Below are 19509 nucleotides of genomic sequence, written 5' to 3'. Positions count from 1 at the left end.
TCAGCGATCAGCGATCAGCGATCAGCGATCAGCGATCAGCGATCAGCGATCAGCGATCAGCGATCAGCGATCAGCGAAATATTTGAAAAAACAAAATTATTGGTCAACATACAAAGATAAGAAAGTTACTCGGTCTTAACTGACGCTGACAGCTTAAAGCAGATCACTCCGCAATGTAGCCTTTTTCTACCAAGTAACTCACCACTTGCTCCGCACACTCTTCAATCGTCAACTCTGCCGTTTTGACATGAACTTCAGCAGAGACTGGTGCTTCGTAGGTCGAGTCAATACCTGTGAAGTTCTTGATCTCTCCTGCTCGGGCTTTTTTGTACAAACCCTTCGGATCACGAGACTCACAAACCTCTAACGGGGTGTCAATATAAACTTCAACAAACTCATCATCGTTCACCAGCTCACGGACTAACTGACGGTCGCCAATGAAAGGAGAAATAAAGGCGGTTAACACAATTAAGCCTGAATCTACGAACAGTTTGCTCACTTCACCTATACGACGAATATTTTCTATGCGATCAAGATCACTAAATGATAAGTCTTTATTTAAGCCATGGCGTATATTGTCGCCATCTAATAAGTAGCTATGGCAATTTTTATCGAACAGTTTTTTTTCAACTGCATTGGCGATGGTTGATTTGCCAGAGCCACTTAAGCCGGTGAACCAAAGAATAACAGATTTTTGTTTTTTCTGCGCTGAGCGCGCTTCATGGCTGATGACTTGATCATGCCAAACAATGTTTTCATTCATAAGAGAGTCTATGGGAAATTGAAAATTTAAAGCTAGAAAGCTAGAAAGCTAGAAAGCTAGAAAGCTAGAAAGCTAGAAAGCTAGAAAGCTAGAAAGCTAGAATTATAGCGTTGTGAGTTAAAAGTCAATACTTTTGACAGATAGCTGATAGCAAAAATATCAGTAAGCGTTTTTATCAATGAAGCCTTTGAAAATGGTCAGGAAAACAATTTTAGCGTCAAGGAAAACAGACCAGTTACGAATGTAGTCTAAATCGAACTCGATACGCTTTTCCATCTTATCCAAAGTGTCTGTCTCACCGCGCCAGCCATTGATTTGTGCCCAACCAGTGATACCTGGTTTAACAAGGTGACGCAGCATGTAACCATTGATAAGTTTACGATACTCCTCATTATGAGCTACTGCATGAGGACGAGGGCCAACAATCGACATACTACCTTGAATAACATTAATAAACTGAGGTAGCTCATCTAACGAGGTTCGTCGTAAAAAACCACCAATAGGAGTAAGGCGATTATCACCTTTTTTAGCTTGGGTAACCTTATCACCATTTTCCATCACATTCATCGAACGGAATTTCCAGACCTTAATCGGCCTTCCATCAATACCGTAACGATGCTGCTTAAAGAATACGGGGCCTGGTGAGGTCAATTTAACCGCACAAGAAATTAGCAGCATTGGTATTGAGATTAACGATAAGATTAAGCTACCAACAACAACGTCAAAGACACGCTTTAAGATACGGTTTGAGCCATCCATTGGTGAAGAATAAATACTGATCACAGGTAACCCCCCCAAATTATCACTTCTTGCGTGTAACAACTCAAAAGTGAAAACATCAGGTAGATACATTACTGAGCAAGTCGTGTCCGCTAACTCGTTAATGAGGGAAGCAATATGTGACTGCTTAGAAACTGGTAGCGCAATATAAACCCTATCAATAATACCGGCTTTAGCAATGGAAACCAGTTGTTCAAGATCACCCAATACTCGTGCAATTGGTTCCGGGTGCTCAGACTCTACATACTCAGTTGTATCATAATGCCCCACAACGTTGAACCCCATCCAAGGCGAGCGATTTATTCGTTTCGCAAGCTCTTGACCTAAACGACCGGCGCCAACAATAGCTACATTCCTTGTATTATAACCGTGACCACGTGCGACACGCAGTATCACTTTTAGGATCAAACGGTACAACAATAAGACAACCCAGGTAACGCCGAACCACATTAGCTGGTGCGAAATGGACGAAAACATGTTGAAGTCCAACATAGAATCCGCACTACCGGCCACCAAAAAAGCAAACAGCCAGTTAACACTTAACCGCCATGCCTCCATTCGAAATGGCGTGGTACGCCACGACACATAAAAGTGTTGAATTTCACAAATTGCGTAGAATGACATCATCGCAATAAGTGCTGATAAATAGTTAGCGGCATCGGATAATTCAACAAAATAATAGGCCACCCCAACAGAGCTAACTAAGATTACCAACGAGTCCGCAAATCGGGTAAACATGGCAACCGTTGTTTGGCGACTTTGTAAAACTCCTTTTTGATATTTCATATAACCCCTTGTCAAATCTTTTGAAAAATATTCAAAGTATTAAAACCTAATTGTTTTTTCACTTGATAAACTGAAAGAACGTTTTGGGTAGCAACAGACAAAGCTGTTATGACAGCTGCACCATAAACACCATAAAGAGGTATAAATACAGGCCCACCAAAGAATAAAACAGCGGATGAAAAAAACACATTATTTCTAAGTTTCTTTTCATTGCCAGTCATTTGCAACAAATAGCCAACAGAACCAGTTATTAAGTTAACAAACTGCCCTATTGCTAATATCCTTAAAATATTTGCTCCACTTACAAATTCAGGCCCAAATAAACTCATTAACCATTCTGCAAAAAACAAAATAAAAAACAAAATAAAAAAGGCAGCAATCATTAAAAATCGACTTGACATTACTGCAATTTTTTTTATTTCATTATCTTTTCCTTTTTTATGCGCCTCAGCATACTTAGGTGCTGCAATAGCATTCAAAGCAATAAGAAAGAAGCTTGCCAATAAAGCTGTCCTTTGTGCTGTAGCAAAAATAGCAACTTCTGATGCTTCACTCCATACACCCAGCATAAGTTGACCTATCCACTGGGTTAGTTGTCCAAATAGAAGGATTAAAAATAGTGAAGATGCAACTTTTGAAGCATTTAATCGTTCAACACTATTAAATTTAAAGCTTATAGTTAGATCATTACGAAACCAAGAATAAAAAGACAATATACAAATAAACAAGGACACGATGAAATATATTTTAATTGCTTCTGTGGCTGTTGCTGGAACTATAAAATAAAACGCTATTGATGTGATAATTGTTAAGGCCGCATTTTGAAAAAACATTGCTTCGGGTACTTTTTTTAAGCCTTGCAAACAAAATCCATTAAATTGGCTGAGAGATAACGGTAACAGCATTAAAGCACCAATGACTAACAGCGGTGAGATTGAATTGTTATTAAAAAGCAATAAACATATTTCATCTGAATATACTAGCATTATAGTTGTCATAAACAATAACACTGGTATTATCCTTAATAAAACATACCCATACAATTGACTAATATTATTTTTTTCTCCTGAGATATAATATCCAGCAATCAGCCTCACCATTGCATTGTCAAAACCTTGACGACAAATAGCAGCCAAAATGAAAACGACAGCTTGAGCTAGAAAGAAATAACCAGCTTCTTCAGGTCCTAAAGCTCGAGCAAGTAAAATATTAAGGAAAAAAGTACCTAGCGCGGCCAAGATTTTTAAAATTAAAGCAAATAGAGAACCTTTAACAATATCATTTTTAAGTAATTTTTTTAAAACCAACAAAATAAACCTACACTTCTTGACCGCTGATAATCATTTCAGGATACTAATCAATTCTGACGTTTTATCTTTCATTAGTTTAATGTCATTTTTTGACTCAACATTTAATCTAACGACGGGTTCAGTATTTGACGTTCTTAGATTAAACCGCCAGTCTGAAAACTCAATACTTATACCATCGGTATAATCAATATTTACAGCTTCGCCCTTATATTTATTAAATACAGTATCAATAGCCTTCTTCGGGTCTTTTAACTTACTATTTATTTCACCTGAAGATGGGTATGCCGCAATACGTGACGCCACCATATCAGATAAACGCAAGCCTGAGCGAGACATCAACTCTGTCACTAGTAGCCAAGGGATCATACCACTGTCACAGTAAGCAAAATCGCGGAAGTAATGGTGCGCACTCATCTCACCACCGTAAACAGCATCTTCCTTACGCATCCGCTCTTTGATAAAGGCGTGGCCTGTCTTCGACATAATTGGCGTACCACACGCCTTTGTCACGACATCAATCGTATTCCAAGATAAACGAGGGTCATGAATAATCTTAGCGCCCTTGTCTTTCGCAAGGAATGCTTCAGCCAACAAGCCGACAATGTAATAGCCCTCAATGAAATTGCCTTTCTCATCAAACAAGAAACAACGGTCAAAATCACCATCAAAAGCGATCCCCATATCAGCTTGATGTTCACGCACTGCTGCAGCGGTATCTTCACGACACTCAGGTAATAATGGGTTAGGGATACCGTGTGGGAAATTACCATTTGCCTCGTTATATACCTTGATAAGCTCCAGAGGTATATTCAACTCGGCAAATTTCGCTTCTAGGGCATCAATCACATGACCGGCGGCCCCATTGCCAGAGTTAATCACAAGCTTCAGCGGCTTGATATAATCTGGTTGAATATAGCCAAGCAAGTGTTCTACATAGGCATCAAGAATAGAGATCTTCTCAAAGGTACCACGTTTATCCGCAACCGCACCAAATTGATTGAGTTCAGCAGCCTCCTTGATATCAAGTAAGCCCGTATCGCCACTGATTGGCTTAGCTTGTTCACGGACTAACTTCATGCCATTGTAATCCATCGGATTATGGCTAGCCGTCACTTCAATACCACCATCAACCTCAAGATGGAAAGTTGCAAAGTACACCTCTTCAGTACCCGTCAAGCCAATGTCCATAACATTAACCCCTGAGTCTTGCAGACCATTCGCCAGTGATTGTTTCAGACCCTCGCTAGTCAAACGTACATCGGCACCCAATACAACCGTCTTTTCAGATGAACCATCATTCAGATGTTCGCCGTAAGCACGGCCAATACGGTAAGCAATATCTTCGTTGAGTTCATCACCCAACTTACCGCGAATATCATAAGCTTTAAAACAAGTTAACTTATCCATTATTAGTATCCAACACCATATTCTTCAATTCTAACAACGTCATCTTCACCTAAATATGAGCCTGAGCGAACCTCAATCAGCTCCAAAGGAACAGTACCTGGATTTTCTATTGCATGGGCGACACCAATAGGAATAAAAATTGACTCATTTTCACTGATTAAAAAGTACTTATCTTTTTTTAGAACTCTAGCAGTGCCAGCCACCACTACCCAATGCTCAGCTCGATGGTAATGCATCTGCGTCGCCGTCTTCTGGCCTGGTTTCACCATCAAACGCTTAACATGAAAACGCTCACCATCGGCAATCGCATCATGTGAACCCCATGGACGATAGACCTCACGATGCTGCAAGTACTCAGGCCGGTTTGCAACTTTAAGCTGACCGACGATGCCTTTAACATCTTGAACTTTGTCTTTGTGAGCGACCAAAACTGCATCTTTGGTTTCCACTACCACCAGATTATCGACACCCACCGTCGCGACCAATTTATTTTGAGAATAAACATAGCTGTTAGTCGTTGACTCCATCAGCACATCACCACGGATCGCATTACCCTGCTTATCCTTGTCGTTGACCTCCCACAATGCTGACCATGACCCTACATCACTCCACTGCGCATCCATCGGCACAACGACCGCGTCCAAAGTCTTTTCCATCACCGCATAATCAATGGAGTCATCAGGACAAGAAGCAAAAGCGTCAGCGTTCAGGCGAATAAAATCAAGATCTAACTGAGAGCCTGCTAATGCCTGACGGCAAACCGCCAGCATATCCGGACAGTGGGCATCTAACTCAGCCAAATAACGCGAAGCGCGAAATAGGAACATACCACTGTTCCAGTAATATTCACCGGTACTCAAGTACGCTTGCGCTGTCTGTAAATCGGGTTTCTCGACAAAAGCGGCCACTTCAAAAGCAGATTCGGAGACAGGTGCCCCTTGCTGAATATAGCCGTAACCTGTTTCAGGTGCAGTCGGTACGATCCCAAAGGTCACCAACTTACCTTCTTCTGCGTGGGGAACGGCTTGGGTTACGGCATCAGAAAATGCTTGATTGTCCTGAATGACATGGTCTGCCGCCAACACGAGTAAAAGAGGATCATCGCCATTTAGTGTGGCTTGCAAGGCAGCCAACGCAATTGCCGGCGCGGTGTTACGTCCAACGGGCTCTAGAATAATCCCACTGTGAGCCATATTGGCTTGGCGAAGCTGCTCAGCCACAATAAACCGGTGTTCTTCATTGCAGATAAACAACGGAGATTGATGCGGAAGCGCAGACAGACGACTGACGGTGGCCTGCAGCATAGTTTCCTGACTAGTCAAAGCAAGAAACTGTTTGGGATAGTGGGTACGAGATAACGGCCAAAGACGGCTACCTGAGCCGCCTGCCATAATTACTGGTAATAGCATATCATCAACAAATTCAGGTTATTGAAAGTACAGCTTCGTATTGTCATGGACATCATCGGCCTGGAGTAGCTCGTCGATGTCAAACCACCGGTAGTGGCCGTGCTGCTCTTTGGGTAATTCGGTTAATGCAATCTCGGTCTCTAAACGATAGCCAAGAACAACATAATGAGTGGTAAAATCGGTGCCGGAAAAATTATCGGAATAAAAGTGCTCGTAGGGACCGAGGCACTTTGCCTGCGTAAGGTCTCTTTCTATCCCTAACTCTTCATTTACAAGACGAGAAAATGCTAAGGCCATGGTCTCGTCTTTGCAAATACGTCCGCCGGGTACAAACCAATACCCTTTAGCTGGTCGGTTCAGGCGCTGCCCCAGCAGCACCTGACCGTGTTGATTGCGAACAATCAAATCGAGAGAGACCAGCGGGGTATGGGCAACAACCTGTTTGAATAACTCCCTCTCCAAACGTTGTACCATACTGCCTCCCTAAGCTCTAAAACTATCCTGGTTAGCCAAGAACCACTGATAAGTGTGTGATAGACCCTGTTCCAGCTCAACGTTGTAATGCCACCCCAAATCAGCAAGGCGGCTTACATCCATTAACTTACGAGGTGTTCCGTCCGGCTTCGTGCTATCAAACACAATATTGCCCTTAAAACCGACGACACGAGACATCGTTTCCGCCATTTCACGGATAGAACAATCCACACCGGTTCCCACATTGATGTGAGACAACCTCGGCTCTGTATTGGCTTTATAAACATCGGTTGTTAATTCCATCACGTGGATAGATGCAGCGGCCATATCATCAACAAACAAAAACTCACGCATCGGCGTGCCCGTTCCCCACACCACGACTTCCTTGTCACCACGTAGTTTGGCTTCATGGAATCGACGCATCAATGCAGGGATAACGTGCGAATTATCAGGGTGGAAATTATCATTCTCACCATAAAGGTTTGTCGGCATGACACTGCGGTAATCACGGCCGTACTGACGGTTGTATGATTCACACAGCTTAATACCGGCAATTTTAGCAATAGCATACGGTTCGTTGGTCGCTTCAAGCGTCCCGGTCAGAAGTGCAGCCTCTATCATTGGCTGTTCAGCCAGTTTCGGATAGATGCAAGATGAACCCAGGAACAACAAATTCTGTACACCTGACTGATGTGCTGCATGGATAATATTACACTCCATCATCAGGTTTTCATAAATGAACTCTGCCGGATAAGTATTGTTGGCATGAATACCACCGACTTTAGCTGCAGCCAAATAGACTTGGTCAATATTGGCTTCAGCAAAGAAAGCGGAGACCGCCTGTTGATTAGTCAGATCTAACTCAGCACGGTTTCCTACAACCAGTTCAATATCATCACGCAGTAACAACTGACGAACAATAGCTGAGCCCACCATGCCTTTGTGGCCGGCAACAAATACACGTTTCTTAGACACGCTAGCCACCTTAGTTTTCCAGCGAAATCGCAACATCAAAGCCGTTGGCTTTCAATAGTGCATGCTGTTTTGCTTTGCTGATATCAGTCTGAACCATCTCGGCACACATCTGCTCTACGGTAATTTCTGGTACCCAACCGAGTTTTTCTTTTGCCTTAGTTGGGTCACCTAGTAGTGTTTCAACTTCAGCAGGACGGAAGAATTTAGGATTAACACGAACAATGACGTCACCGACGTTCACACTCGGCGCTTTGTCATTATCAACAGCAACAACAGTAGCGCTCTCATCAACACCTTCGCCAGTGAATTCAAGTTCAATACCGGCTTCTTTAGCCGACATACGAACAAATTCACGCACTGAAATTTGCTTGCCCGTTGCAATCACGAAATCATCGGCTAGATCTTGCTGCAACATCATCCACTGCATACGCACATAATCTTTCGCATGCCCCCAATCACGCAGCGCATCCATATTACCTAACTGTAGACAAGACTCTAAGCCCTGAGATATGTTCGAGATAGTACGAGTGATTTTACGGGTCACGAAGGTTTCGCCACGGCGAGGTGATTCGTGGTTGAACAGAATACCGTTACAGGCATACATACCGTACGATTCACGGTAGTTCACCGTGATCCAGTATGCATACATTTTGGCAACCGCGTAGGGTGATCGTGGATGGAAAGGCGTCGTTTCACGCTGAGGAATTTCCTGAACCTCACCGTACAACTCAGACGTCGATGCCTGATAGAAACGGGTCTTCTTCTCAAGGCCATTAATGCGTATAGCTTCAAGCAGACGAATCGTACCCATAGCATCAACATCAGCAGCATATTCTGGCGACTCAAAAGACACAGCAACATGAGACATCGCACCCAGGTTGTAAATCTCATCCGGTTGAATTTCTTTAACCAAGCGGATTAAATTTGATGAATCCGTCAAGTCACCGTAATGCAAGTGGATGTTATCATTCGTGTTACACACCACATCAACACGCTCAGTGTTCAAAGAGGATGCACGGCGAATAAGCCCATGTACTTTATATCCCTTTTCAAGAAGAAGCTCTGCAAGATAAGAGCCATCCTGTCCGGTGATCCCTGTGATAAATGCAACTTTAGTCATAATTAATTCTCGTTTGACTATGATAAATAAAAGTAATTACACCTGAAAAAAACCAATAAAAGAAAGCCATCTTCCATTGATTAATTACTGGATTAACAGACATCAGTAAAATAAATGACGTAATATACCCAATTAATACAAAACATGATTTATATTCTGATGATATTTCAAATCTCAACAAATAAAGAATGGAGCAAAGGAAACCATACAGTGATAGGATTAGTCCAATCGAGCCGCCAAAAGCCAACAAATCCAGTATATCAGAATGGCTAGGAACATATATACTACCGTCTATTGTTGGTAATTCAAAAATATAGTCACCATAAAAAAAGGTACCCCAAAATGGTGATTCTGAAAACTGAAATAGACGATATAAATATGTCTGAACACGTACCTCAGGACTACCTGAAGGTAAGAACTCAGGCGGATACATAATAATATAGGCGATTGAAAAAGCCACTGATGCTATAAGAAATAAAAACAACCCCCAAACAAGAACTCTTAAATAGGGTGACCGAAAAGTTTTCATTCTGTAAAAACAAACTAAAACACTAAAAATAACGACAATTAAATACCCTGTATTTTTAAATGTTAGAATCATTGGCAGCAAGCAAATTATCGTAAAAAAGTACTTTTTTATATTTTTAAAATTCAAAGATGAATATAGAGCTCCAATAATACAAAAAACTATTTGCTCATGGAAAATGTGTGGCAAATCGACAAATCGAAGACCTGACCACCAAATCACCTGCATGACAATCAGGAATATACTAAATACAATTGATAATATAGATATAAATCTGACATATTTAACTATGTCAAAACGACCAGTCATAGATAAAGGTGCAAGAGCGAACAGTACAAGTAAAGACCTACTTAAAGCGGTTCTTGATAACTCAACCCCATCCTTAATAGAAAATAACGACCCTAATATAAATAATATAAAAAATAAAACATAAGGAAAAAAATAGAGGGAGGATGAATATACAACCCCCCTGGAACTTATTACTTTCAATAAGATATAATAAGTAAAGAAGATGAGGAAAATTAATATTGGAATTGATTTTAAAAAAGAATTAGATTCAAAACCAAAAGAGTTATCAGCTGGATCCAAAAGAAAAATCGCAGCAATAAAAGACATTACATAATAAATTAATGTATTATTAGAGGGAACTAAAAACTTCATTTTCAATTGCCATTAAGAGTTCATTATTTCCTGTTTCCGTAACTTTTACCAAAGAAGAGTTAACCTCAGATAAAGTTATATTTTTTAACACTTCACTTAAATCTTCTTCTAACATGCAAATTTTGACATTTGAATACACATTAAGAAAAGCTTTAGCTGAACTGATTTGATGATCATTCCTATGCTCACCAAACTTAGCTAACCGTGGCAAGGAAATTAAATACTTACTTTTTTTAACAGCCGTAATTATTGTACCCATACCTACGTGAGAAATTATAAAATTTGAGTTATTAAAATAATAATTATAATCATCTTTATTTAACTGTTCGTAGTGTTCTACATCTAATAAATTGAAACGACCAATTAACAAGCTATCATTAATACTAGCTTGGATTATTATTTTCAAACCACACAATTCTTTATTTTTTTTTATTGCACTCAATGAAGCTTCAATCAACCTATCAAATCCAAATTGAGTCCCGACCGTTATAAAAATCAAAATACCCTACCTTTAAAAATCAACTTATCATCTTTCAAACCTTCCCATTGGACAAAGAAAACATCGGTAAAATGCTTAACTATTCGCCCAGACAATGAAACTTTATCTACATTAGCAACACTATCAACCCATATTGTTTTTACACGAAACAATTTAGCCACAAATATGAAAATAGCCCCTGGTGCTGCGCCTGTACTAATTACGACTGAAGGTTTTTCATTAAAAAAATATAAGAAAACATTAAATAGTAAAATTAAAACACGAATGGGGGTATTTATATTACAGTCAATAAAATTATACCTTCTCCCCTCTCCTGATTTATAAAATCCATTTGAAATAATAATATCTTTATTGATCTTGCTTGATAAACTGTCGTAAATTAATTTAGCCTGAATGCTGTGTCCTCCAGGAGAAGAAATCACAATAACTTTTTTTGTCATTTTTTCGCTCTAATTCTGTCCATTATTGAAGGGAACTTTTTTTTCAAAAAATAGTGTGCAATATGTAAAACATATAAAATCATGGCATATAAATGATTCATCCCATATGTATTAACTCTAATATGATAGTTTTCTTTAATACCTAATAATCTTTGCGAGCTGGAAATACCTGTATTATCAAAATATGCAATAGGGTGTTCCAACTTTAATGTTTCATTATCACTAAGAAATAGTAAAAACTTTAGGGTGAAATCGTAATCAGATGCCAATTTATAATCTATATTATAAAACAATTTATTTTTTTTAATTACATCTAATCGGTATATCATGGATTGATGGCTCGTAAACATACCATTTTTGGCCCAAGAACATTTTCTTGAACTAATATAATTAACTTCATCACCAACTCTATAATAATCACCATAAATAAATTTAACCTTTTCAAGGTTATCTATCTCTGCGAATTTATATAAAATATTTGATGACAACCAATCCCCTGAATTCAAAAACAATATATATTCACCAGATGCTACCTGAAGTCCTTTATTCATAGCATCATATATACCATCATCTTTTTCGATAATAGTTTTAACTTTATTTGCAAACCTTACTTTTTTATCATCAATATATTCTTTACTACCATCATTTGATAACCCATCTACAATTATCCACTCATACACACTATCGAACTGGTCAAGAACACTTCGACCTGTTTTTACAAGCCCATCGTAATTATTGTAATTTATCGTAACAATACTTAACTTAAACATTTTGTCTGACTTTTTCTTCATAAAATTCAATTGATTTATGGAAATGCTCTTTTAAAAGAGGTGAATTATATTTTTCAGGAATTATAATATGCTTTTTTGAAGATGTATTTTTAACCCAGGAAACCATCTTATTATTTCGTAAGTAATCTTTAATCACTTTAGGAAATAAAGATGCTATTGACTTATATATTTTACTTCTCTCACTTACAATCAATATTGTATTTGAGCTGCTTTTTTTGTTTTCATGAATGATATCTGGAATATAGGTCACACTAAAAAATTTTTGTAGCGTTTTTTTATATTTGCCATTTTTTATGCTGTCAAAGGTAAGGTAATTAATATCACTATATAGGTTAGATAAATATTCATTCAAATACACATAGTCAAATACCCTTGACTCATTTGCATTTAAAACATAGTCAGTGTATGTTTTATATTTATCTTTAATATTTATCTTATGAAACTCACAATACTGAGAGTAACTTAGCGATAATGGTTCTCTCAAAGTTACCAAAATCTTATATTTATCTTCAGGCAAAATACTTGATAAACGCTTTAATTTATCTTGCCAACTTATATTTTCATATTTACAAAACTCAGAGTAGTCTGAAGTTAACCACTCATCACTTAATATTAAATCTTTCTCTGATTTATTAAGTAACTCCTTCAGCCTTATTGCAGTTTCTTCTATATGTTTTTCCGAATGACAGAAACTCATTATCTCCTTATATAGAATATCCGATTGGCTAACTCCTTCACGATTTCTACCTATAAACTTTTTATGCTCAATTGCATTAAACACTGAAGACTGTAAAGAGGTAGTAGCAGTTTTATGTAACCCAATGTGAACATATATCATTAAATCACCTTACATCCCCAATCAGGATAGTAGTCGCGAATGTATTTATTTAATGCAATTTCAGCTTCACTGTATGTACGAGTTGCAAAAGAAAATTTATCAGCTACATATAATGTATTAGTAATCATGCCTGCACCGACTGTTACATTTGTCAAGCGATCAACAACAATCAATGAACCAGTACCATGAATATCTTGGTATTTATCAATGACAACAGGGCCTGCTGTTTCGATAACACAGCTTGCAATTTCATTGAGTTGTATCTCTGTCGCATCGTGTTGCTCTAATGTATTAACATCGATACGGTGCTGGATTTTCTCGATATGGCCAAAGGTGTTCTTTGAACCTACTTTAATCTCATACTCTTTGCCTGGTTGTAGCTCTGCTTCGTTCATCCAGACAATAGTGGCTTCAAAACTATTTGTTGTTGTTGGCAGCTTAATGGTATCTTCTGTTGCCTTCACAATCACATCACCACGTGAAATATCAATCTCATCTTCTAGTGTTAGGGTAATGGCTTGGCCTGCAAAAGCACTTTCTAGGTCACCGTCAGCAGTTACGATACGTGCAACCGATGAGGTTTTACCTGAAGGGTAAGCAACGACATTATCTCCGACATTAATTACGCCGCCCGCAATGGTGCCGCAAAAACCACGGAAATCAAGATTTGGACGGTTTACATACTGTACCGGCAGACGGAAAACATCAAGATTCTTATCTTCGTTAACCTTCACTGTATCTAGCAGTTGCATCAATGTAGCGCCAGGGTACCAATCCATTTGTGCAGAGCGATCGACTACGTTATCACCACGTAGTGCAGAAATTGGCACAAAACGGACATCTGGAATATTCAACTGCTCAGCAAACGCTTTGTAGTCAGCTTTAATTTGACGGTAAGTGTCTTGGCTGTAATCCACCAAGTCCATTTTATTTACCGCGACAATAATGTGCTTAATACCAAGAAGTGAAGCAATGTAAGAATGACGCTTGGTCTGGGTTTGCACCCCTTTACGGGCATCAATCATTACAATGGCCAAGTCACAGTTAGATGCACCGGTAGCCATATTACGAGTGTACTGCTCATGCCCTGGGCAGTCTGCGATAATGAACTTGCGCTTATCCGTTGAGAAGTAACGGTAAGCGACATCGATAGTAATACCCTGTTCACGCTCAGACTGAAGACCGTCTACCAACAGTGCTAGGTCAAACTCACCATCTGTGGTATTAAACTTTTTCGAGTCATTCTTAATCGCTGTCATATGATCTTCAAAGATCATTTTTGAGTCATGCAACAAACGGCCAATAAGGGTAGATTTACCGTCATCTACGTTACCGCAGGTTAGGAAGCGTAGAAGATCTTTGTTTTCGTGTTGTTTTAGGTACGCTTCGATGTCAGAAGCGATTAGGGAGGATTGGTTACTCATCGTAGATCCTTTTTAACCAGCTATCAGCTATCAGCTATCAGCTATCAGCTATCAGAAGACGCTAGTTATTTAATTCTTTGATTCAATTCTTTTCATTAGTCCTGAAATCATTGCTGATATTTCCTTTGTCTCATTAAGCCACTGCTGAGCTTTTTGAGGCGGTAAATAATTAATTTCAAGGCCAATATATATTTGAGTTCTAGCTTCAGCGATTGAAGAGCGAGCAATTTCTAAGAATCGACATTTCTCTTTCGGGCTTTTTCTTGTCATTCCTTCAGCAATATTGCTTGGAACAGACAATCCCGATCGAGTTAGCTGATCTCTATAACTGAAATCTCTCAATTGATTTGTTGTTTTATATAGCTCAGCAGATAAGCGAGCTGAACGTTGCCAAACCTCTAGTTTTTCAAAATTCATCATCTATTCCATTTAAAAATATTAATGATCAATAGAGACAATTATGATTGATAGCTTGTGCGTATCTGTTTTTGACGCACCATACTATCTTTTCTGAAAAGCTGATCGCTGATAACTAAAAACTTAAAGCTATCTCTAATCCCTCCGGGATTAGAAGTAACCTTCCATCTTCTTCTTCTCCATGGAACCTGCGGAGTCGTGGTCGATGACTCGGCCTTGGCGTTCGGAGGTTTTGGTAAGAAGCATTTCTTGAATAATTTCTGGAAGGGTTGTTGCTTCAGATTCTACAGCGCCGGTTAGTGGGTAACAACCAAGAGTACGGAAACGGACTTTCTTCATCATTGGTTGCTCGCCTTCCGCTAATGGCAGGCGTTCATCGTCAACCATGATAAGCGTACCATCACGTTCTACCACTGGGCGTTCATCCGCTAGGTATAGTGGCACAATGTCGATATTTTCAAGGTAGATGTACTGCCAAATATCTAACTCAGTCCAGTTAGACAGTGGGAAGACACGAATGCTTTCACCTTTATTAACCTTACCGTTAAAAATATTCCAAAGCTCTGGACGCTGACTTTTCGGATCCCAACGGTGGTTTTTATCACGGAATGAATAGACTCGTTCTTTAGCACGAGATTTTTCTTCATCTCGACGAGCACCGCCGAAAGCAGCATCAAATTGGTGTTTGTCGAGCGCTTGTTTCAAACCCTGTGTTTTCATTACGTCAGTGTATTTCGCACTACCATGATCAAATGGATTGATGTTAGCATCGATGCCCTCTTGGTTTTTATGAACAATTAAGTCCATACCCACTTTTTTAGCCATTTTATCGCGAAATTCAATCATCTCTTTAAATTTAAATGTCGTATCCACATGCATTAAAGGGAATGGCGGTTTTGCAGGGAAAAACGCTTTCATGGTTAAGTGAAGCATTACAGCTGAGTCTTTACCAACAGAATAGAGCATTACGGGGTTATCAAATTCTGCTGCGACTTCACGAATAATGTGAATAGATTCAGCCTCAAGTTGTTTGAGATGGGTCATTCTTGCTTGAGAGATTTCCATAAGTTTAATTATCTTCTAACTTGGATGAATAATTAGAGCTGCGAGCTATAAGCTGCAAGCTATAAGCTGCAAGCTATAAGTTAAGGGCTACGAGCTGATTCAATTATGATTTGGAGATAGAATTGAAGTAAAGCTATCAGCTATCAGCTATCAGCTATCAGCTATCAGCTATCAGCTATCAGCTATCAGCTATCAGGGATTCTGACAGCTGAAAGCTAATTGCTTGCAACTTAATTGTTATTTTTCGCTGCTGTAGCTGTAATTGTAGTAACCATAGTTACCACCGTAGTAACTGCTTGCCTTGCGTACAACGGCGTTAAGAATAAAGCCTTTTACTTCAATACCGTTTTGCTCAAAGCGTTGTTTGGTGACTTCGATCTCTTTCACTGCATTTTGACCGAAGCGACCCACTAGCAGTGTAGTACCCGCGTGGGCACCAACAATAGCGGGGTCAGTCACCGCCAAAATTGGCGGTGTATCAACAATAACGATATCGTAATTTTCCGATGCCCAGTCCATCAACTGTTTAAAGCGTGGGTGCATTAATAGCTCAGATGGGTTTGGTGGAACTTCACCACGGCCGATAAAATCCATTCCCTCAACACCAGGTTGTTTGAGTAGACTTTCAATGCTGTTTTGGCCACTTAGGAAATCAGACAAACCCGGCTTAGGGTTCACCGCCATCTGTTTTTCCATTCGGCCTTTGCGCATATCAGCATCAATCACCAATACCTTTTGGCCTGATTTGGCAACGACTGCCGCCATGTTGGCAGACACAAATGACTTACCGATACCCGGGCTTGGGCCAGAAATCATCAGGATATTGTTTTTGGCTTCCATCATGGCAAAATGCAAGCTGGTTCGCAGACTGCGCAACGCTTCAATAGACAAGTCCGCAGGGTTTGACACCGCCAACAAAGTATCTTGCACCGATAACTGCTTTTTGCCCTTTTGCTTCTTCTCCAGCTCAATCTGCCAATCTGACATAGGCACACTTGCGTATACCGGAAGGCCAATAGCTTCGATTTCATCAGGGTTTTCAACGCCACGATGGAAAGCTTGTTTCACTAATGTAAACGACAAAGATAAAATGCCGCCAAGCATTGTGGCAATAATAACGATAACCGCCTTCTTAGGCTTTACTGCCTCTTCTAAGACCTCGGCATTATCAAGAATACGAACATTACCAACCGCACTGGCCTTCATCACATTCAGCTCTTGCACCTTATTCACTAGCTGAAGGTAAATCACCTGATTCACTTCGACATCTCTACTTAAGCGAATCACTTCTTGCTGTGTTTTTGGCATACGTGAGACCATACGGTCAATCCGAGCCTTTTCACCTTCTAATGTGTTGCGTTTCTCAAGTAAAGAGACATAAGCAGGGTGACTTTTGGTAAATCGCTGAGCAATGTCGGACTCTTTAAACGTCAATTCATTAAGTTGCGCTTCAACCGTTACCATGGTCTCGAGCACTGATTTTGCTTCAAGCGCCAAATCAACCGAATCATTCTCAAGCTTATAGGCATTGAGCTTCGCCTCTGATTGATCCAGTTGCTGTTTAATATCTGGTAAATGTCCACGCAAAAACTGTAGGCTTTTTTCTGCCTCTGCAGAGGTGCGGTCAATATTTTGCATCAGGTATTCTTCCGTGATGCTATTTAAGATAGCCTGGATCTCCCTCGGTTTTTCACCTTCGAGGGACAGCCTCAAAATACCAGTTTTCTTACCTTGTTCAGCAACTTTGACGTTTTCTTGCAACTCGCTAATTGTCACTAAACGGGCACTCTTAACAAGAGTAAATTCAGCGCCAGGTGTTGCAATAATATCTGAGACTAAAGCTGTAACTTCTCCGGATTGCGCTAACTCTCCTTTGCGGCCATCAAGCAGTCTCACACCATCAAATGAAAGACTGTAACTTTCATTATCATTGACGATTAAAGTCAGCTTCTCCCCTATCAACTCAAGGGGAAGATTCAGCTTCGAGATAACCGCTACCGGTTTCTCATCACCTTTGAGTCTTGCAATCCCTTTACCGATAACAGGCAAATATTTCGGCTCAACACTTACTGTCAAGTTAAGCTTATCAACCGTGCTACCAAGCACCATTCGAGATTTAATGATTTGGATCTCAGTATCAGCAGATGACTCAGAAGCAAACATTTCAGAAATGTCTGACAGGCCCGGAACCCCACCACTTTTCTCTTCGACCTGAACTAAAGCATCTGCTTTGTAGATAGGTGTAGCTAATAACGCATAAGCCACCCCGAGGGTAGCAAATAATAACGTGGTTAAAATAATGATCCAGCGGTGGTCAAGCAACACACCGAATAGCTTACCCAAATCGATTTCATCTGAATCATTTTGAGTATTGTTTATGTTGTTAGCAGTCATAAATTTATTTCTAGGGTCAGGGGCCAAGAACGAGAGTCTAGGTCTAAAGTTCGGGCTTCGGGCTTCGGGCTTCGGGCTTCGGGCTTCGGAAAAGCTTATGGCCAATTTCTTACGCGAAGTGCACCTTCGGTTAACTCATTAAACCCGGTGATAGTCGGCAGCAATTGACGAACAACACGGTTCCAACGGCTGATTGGTGCAGCGGTAACATAGACAATGTCATAAGGCTGCAGTTCAAACTCAGTACCAATAACCAAGGCAGATGCATCTCTGATGTTTAGCTGGTAAATATTGGCCAATGGCTGGCTTTGATCGCTGGTTGATAGTTCGTTACCACGGATGACAAAAATACCGGTTGCATCAGCTTCCAGTTCGTTAATACCGCCAACATGGCTAAGCGCTTCAGTTAGGCTCATACCACTGCGGTCAATTTTCAACAGTTGAGGATTGTTCACTTCTCCCATCACAAACACTTTCTGCGCATCATTGCGTGGTACGTGAACAATATCACCCGGTCGTAGCAAGCGATTCTGAGTTAAATCACCGCGCTGCATCAAAGCATAAAGCGACAAGCTCTCTTCAATACCATTGCGGGTCAAAGTCACATTGCGCCAATCAGCGTTTTCTGCCAAACCACCAGCGCGATTGATGGCATCAAGCATAGTCAGCGGCACGTTAGTAATCGGTTGCTGACCTGGTTGATTGATTTCACCTGTAATGTAAGTTTTCTGAGAGCGGAATGAAGCGACATTAACGTCGACTTGCGGACTTTCGATATATTTTGCTAACCGAGCAGCTATTTCATTACGCACTTGGGTAACCGTTTTGCCCTCGACATACACGGATCCAATATATGGGTAAAAAATTGAGCCGTCTGAGTGTACCCAGTTACCTGCCTCTGTTGAACTTCGGTAAGAGCCCGCTGGAATGGTCAATTCAGGGTGGTCCCAAATAGTGACATTCAATATATCCCCGGGGCCAATACGGTACTGATACTGGGTAATTTCAGCATCCAAAGCCGGGTTTGCCTTTGAGTAAACAGCTGGTGCTTTAAACAGCCTAACCGCGCTGGCTGTTAGAGGGTAAACATTCACCTGTTCGGAAATATCACTGTCCCTTTCTTGTTGAGAAGCAACGATATTTTTATCATCTATTGTTAAATTTGAGCCGGGCACTGTACAACCCGCCAGCATGGCTGTTGCCATTGCAGGAATTAGAAGCTTCTTTGTGAAATGCATATTTGTTTTCGAAAAGGTTAAAAGAAGAAACAAAAAATCAGCGATCAGCGATCAGCGATCAGCGATCAGCGAAGAAAAAATGATTAAAACAAAAAGTGAAACTACCGTTGGTTGGCTCAGCTATCAGCTATCAGCTATCAGCTATCAGCTATCAGCTATCAGCTATCAGCTATCAGCTATCAGCTATCAGCTA

Annotated in this window: 19 protein-coding genes; 1 reads left to right on the top strand and 18 read right to left on the bottom strand. The window is 40.2% G+C overall.

The genetic code is table 11. The features are described from left to right. Positions 1-163 precede the first annotated feature (163 nt). The 18 genes from cysC to ACVA53_RS23950 all read right to left on the bottom strand — a co-directional run bounded on the left by cysC (position 164) and on the right by ACVA53_RS23950 (position 19316). Positions 164-763, bottom strand: a complete 600-nt coding sequence (gene cysC, locus ACVA53_RS24035; protein WP_446506516.1) for an adenylyl-sulfate kinase — start codon at positions 761-763, stop codon at positions 164-166. Positions 764-922: 159 nt separating this feature from the next. Then, positions 923-2329 carry an undecaprenyl-phosphate glucose phosphotransferase gene (locus tag ACVA53_RS24030; RefSeq protein WP_446506515.1) on the bottom strand — a complete coding sequence of 469 codons (1407 nt, stop codon included), beginning with the start codon at positions 2327-2329 and terminating at the stop codon, positions 923-925. 11 nt (positions 2330-2340) lie between these two features. Further along, a complete protein-coding gene (locus ACVA53_RS24025; RefSeq protein WP_446506514.1) occupies positions 2341-3639 on the bottom strand; it encodes an oligosaccharide flippase family protein in 1299 nt (432 codons plus the stop codon). Between the two features lie 30 nt (positions 3640-3669). Continuing rightward, entirely contained in the window at positions 3670-5046 is a 1377-nt protein-coding gene (gene cpsG, locus ACVA53_RS24020; RefSeq protein WP_446506513.1) for a phosphomannomutase CpsG, read from the bottom strand. Positions 5047-5048: 2 nt separating this feature from the next. Beyond that, positions 5049-6455 (bottom strand): mannose-1-phosphate guanylyltransferase/mannose-6-phosphate isomerase, encoded by a 1407-nt coding sequence (locus ACVA53_RS24015; RefSeq protein ID WP_446506512.1) that lies wholly within the window; start codon positions 6453-6455, stop codon positions 5049-5051. 18 nt (positions 6456-6473) lie between these two features. After that, positions 6474-6929, bottom strand: coding sequence for a GDP-mannose mannosyl hydrolase (locus ACVA53_RS24010; RefSeq protein WP_446506511.1), 456 nt, complete (start codon positions 6927-6929; stop codon positions 6474-6476). Positions 6930-6938: 9 nt separating this feature from the next. Continuing rightward, a complete protein-coding gene (fcl, locus tag ACVA53_RS24005; protein ID WP_446506510.1) occupies positions 6939-7940 on the bottom strand; it encodes a GDP-L-fucose synthase in 1002 nt (333 codons plus the stop codon). After that, positions 7915-9024 carry a GDP-mannose 4,6-dehydratase gene (gene gmd, locus ACVA53_RS24000; protein WP_446506509.1) on the bottom strand — a complete coding sequence of 370 codons (1110 nt, stop codon included), beginning with the start codon at positions 9022-9024 and terminating at the stop codon, positions 7915-7917. Before gmd ends, fcl begins: the two co-directional genes overlap by 26 nt. Next, complete coding sequence (locus tag ACVA53_RS23995; RefSeq protein ID WP_446506508.1) at positions 9017-10210, bottom strand: O-antigen ligase family protein; 1194 nt, start codon at positions 10208-10210, stop codon at positions 9017-9019. The genes gmd and ACVA53_RS23995 overlap by 8 nt, the downstream gene beginning before the upstream one ends. Further along, positions 10188-10709 carry a glycosyltransferase gene (locus ACVA53_RS23990; RefSeq protein ID WP_446506507.1) on the bottom strand — a complete coding sequence of 174 codons (522 nt, stop codon included), beginning with the start codon at positions 10707-10709 and terminating at the stop codon, positions 10188-10190. Before ACVA53_RS23990 ends, ACVA53_RS23995 begins: the two co-directional genes overlap by 23 nt. Beyond that, positions 10706-11149 (bottom strand): hypothetical protein, encoded by a 444-nt coding sequence (locus tag ACVA53_RS23985; RefSeq protein ID WP_446506506.1) that lies wholly within the window; start codon positions 11147-11149, stop codon positions 10706-10708. Before ACVA53_RS23985 ends, ACVA53_RS23990 begins: the two co-directional genes overlap by 4 nt. Then, entirely contained in the window at positions 11146-11940 is a 795-nt protein-coding gene (locus ACVA53_RS23980) for a glycosyltransferase (RefSeq protein ID WP_446506505.1), read from the bottom strand. Before ACVA53_RS23980 ends, ACVA53_RS23985 begins: the two co-directional genes overlap by 4 nt. Then, positions 11912-12778 carry a hypothetical protein gene (locus ACVA53_RS23975; RefSeq protein WP_446506504.1) on the bottom strand — a complete coding sequence of 289 codons (867 nt, stop codon included), beginning with the start codon at positions 12776-12778 and terminating at the stop codon, positions 11912-11914. The genes ACVA53_RS23980 and ACVA53_RS23975 overlap by 29 nt, the downstream gene beginning before the upstream one ends. After that, positions 12778-14202, bottom strand: a complete 1425-nt coding sequence (cysN, locus tag ACVA53_RS23970) for a sulfate adenylyltransferase subunit CysN (RefSeq protein ID WP_446506503.1) — start codon at positions 14200-14202, stop codon at positions 12778-12780. The genes ACVA53_RS23975 and cysN overlap by 1 nt, the downstream gene beginning before the upstream one ends. A gap of 69 nt (positions 14203-14271) precedes the next feature. After that, complete coding sequence (locus tag ACVA53_RS23965; RefSeq protein ID WP_446506502.1) at positions 14272-14619, bottom strand: four helix bundle protein; 348 nt, start codon at positions 14617-14619, stop codon at positions 14272-14274. Positions 14620-14769: 150 nt separating this feature from the next. After that, positions 14770-15684 (bottom strand): sulfate adenylyltransferase subunit CysD, encoded by a 915-nt coding sequence (gene cysD / locus ACVA53_RS23960; RefSeq protein WP_446506501.1) that lies wholly within the window; start codon positions 15682-15684, stop codon positions 14770-14772. A 237-nt stretch (positions 15685-15921) separates the two neighbouring features. Further along, positions 15922-18078: a polysaccharide biosynthesis tyrosine autokinase gene (locus ACVA53_RS23955; RefSeq protein ID WP_446506500.1), complete on the bottom strand. Its 2157-nt coding sequence runs from the start codon at positions 18076-18078 to the stop codon at positions 15922-15924. A gap of 95 nt (positions 18079-18173) precedes the next feature. Beyond that, a complete protein-coding gene (locus ACVA53_RS23950) occupies positions 18174-19316 on the bottom strand; it encodes a polysaccharide export protein (RefSeq protein ID WP_446506499.1) in 1143 nt (380 codons plus the stop codon). On the opposite strand from ACVA53_RS23950, the gene ACVA53_RS23945 reads away from it, so the two are divergent. Further along, the coding region (locus tag ACVA53_RS23945; protein ID WP_446506517.1) for a hypothetical protein at positions 19270-19509 on the top strand (240 nt) is incomplete at its 3' end. The genes ACVA53_RS23950 and ACVA53_RS23945 overlap by 47 nt on opposite strands.

It is taken from the genome of Photobacterium sp. DNB23_23_1 (assembly GCF_052873815.1).
The sequence above is the reverse complement of the archived record's forward strand: the minus strand, read 5'-3'. Positions and strand labels throughout refer to the sequence as shown.

Excerpts from the sequence above, each read along its gene's own strand:
- ACVA53_RS24030 (WP_446506515.1), bottom strand. The coding sequence starts at position 2,329 with ATGAAATATCAAAAAGGAGTTTTACAAAGTCGCCAAACAACGGTTGCC.
- ACVA53_RS24010 (WP_446506511.1), bottom strand. The coding sequence starts at position 6,929 with ATGGTACAACGTTTGGAGAGGGAGTTATTCAAACAGGTTGTTGCCCAT.
- cysN (WP_446506503.1), bottom strand. The coding sequence starts at position 14,202 with ATGAGTAACCAATCCTCCCTAATCGCTTCTGACATCGAAGCGTACCTA.
- cpsG (WP_446506513.1), bottom strand. The coding sequence starts at position 5,046 with ATGGATAAGTTAACTTGTTTTAAAGCTTATGATATTCGCGGTAAGTTG.
- ACVA53_RS23955 (WP_446506500.1), bottom strand. The coding sequence starts at position 18,078 with ATGACTGCTAACAACATAAACAATACTCAAAATGATTCAGATGAAATC.
- gmd (WP_446506509.1), bottom strand. The coding sequence starts at position 9,024 with ATGACTAAAGTTGCATTTATCACAGGGATCACCGGACAGGATGGCTCT.
- ACVA53_RS23985 (WP_446506506.1), bottom strand. The coding sequence starts at position 11,149 with ATGACAAAAAAAGTTATTGTGATTTCTTCTCCTGGAGGACACAGCATT.
- ACVA53_RS23995 (WP_446506508.1), bottom strand. The coding sequence starts at position 10,210 with ATGAAGTTTTTAGTTCCCTCTAATAATACATTAATTTATTATGTAATG.
- ACVA53_RS24015 (WP_446506512.1), bottom strand. The coding sequence starts at position 6,455 with ATGCTATTACCAGTAATTATGGCAGGCGGCTCAGGTAGCCGTCTTTGG.
- cysC (WP_446506516.1), bottom strand. The coding sequence starts at position 763 with ATGAATGAAAACATTGTTTGGCATGATCAAGTCATCAGCCATGAAGCG.
- ACVA53_RS23950 (WP_446506499.1), bottom strand. The coding sequence starts at position 19,316 with ATGCATTTCACAAAGAAGCTTCTAATTCCTGCAATGGCAACAGCCATG.
- fcl (WP_446506510.1), bottom strand. The coding sequence starts at position 7,940 with ATGTTGCGATTTCGCTGGAAAACTAAGGTGGCTAGCGTGTCTAAGAAA.
- cysD (WP_446506501.1), bottom strand. The coding sequence starts at position 15,684 with ATGGAAATCTCTCAAGCAAGAATGACCCATCTCAAACAACTTGAGGCT.
- ACVA53_RS23980 (WP_446506505.1), bottom strand. The coding sequence starts at position 11,940 with ATGAAGAAAAAGTCAGACAAAATGTTTAAGTTAAGTATTGTTACGATA.
- ACVA53_RS23975 (WP_446506504.1), bottom strand. The coding sequence starts at position 12,778 with ATGATATATGTTCACATTGGGTTACATAAAACTGCTACTACCTCTTTA.
- ACVA53_RS23965 (WP_446506502.1), bottom strand. The coding sequence starts at position 14,619 with ATGAATTTTGAAAAACTAGAGGTTTGGCAACGTTCAGCTCGCTTATCT.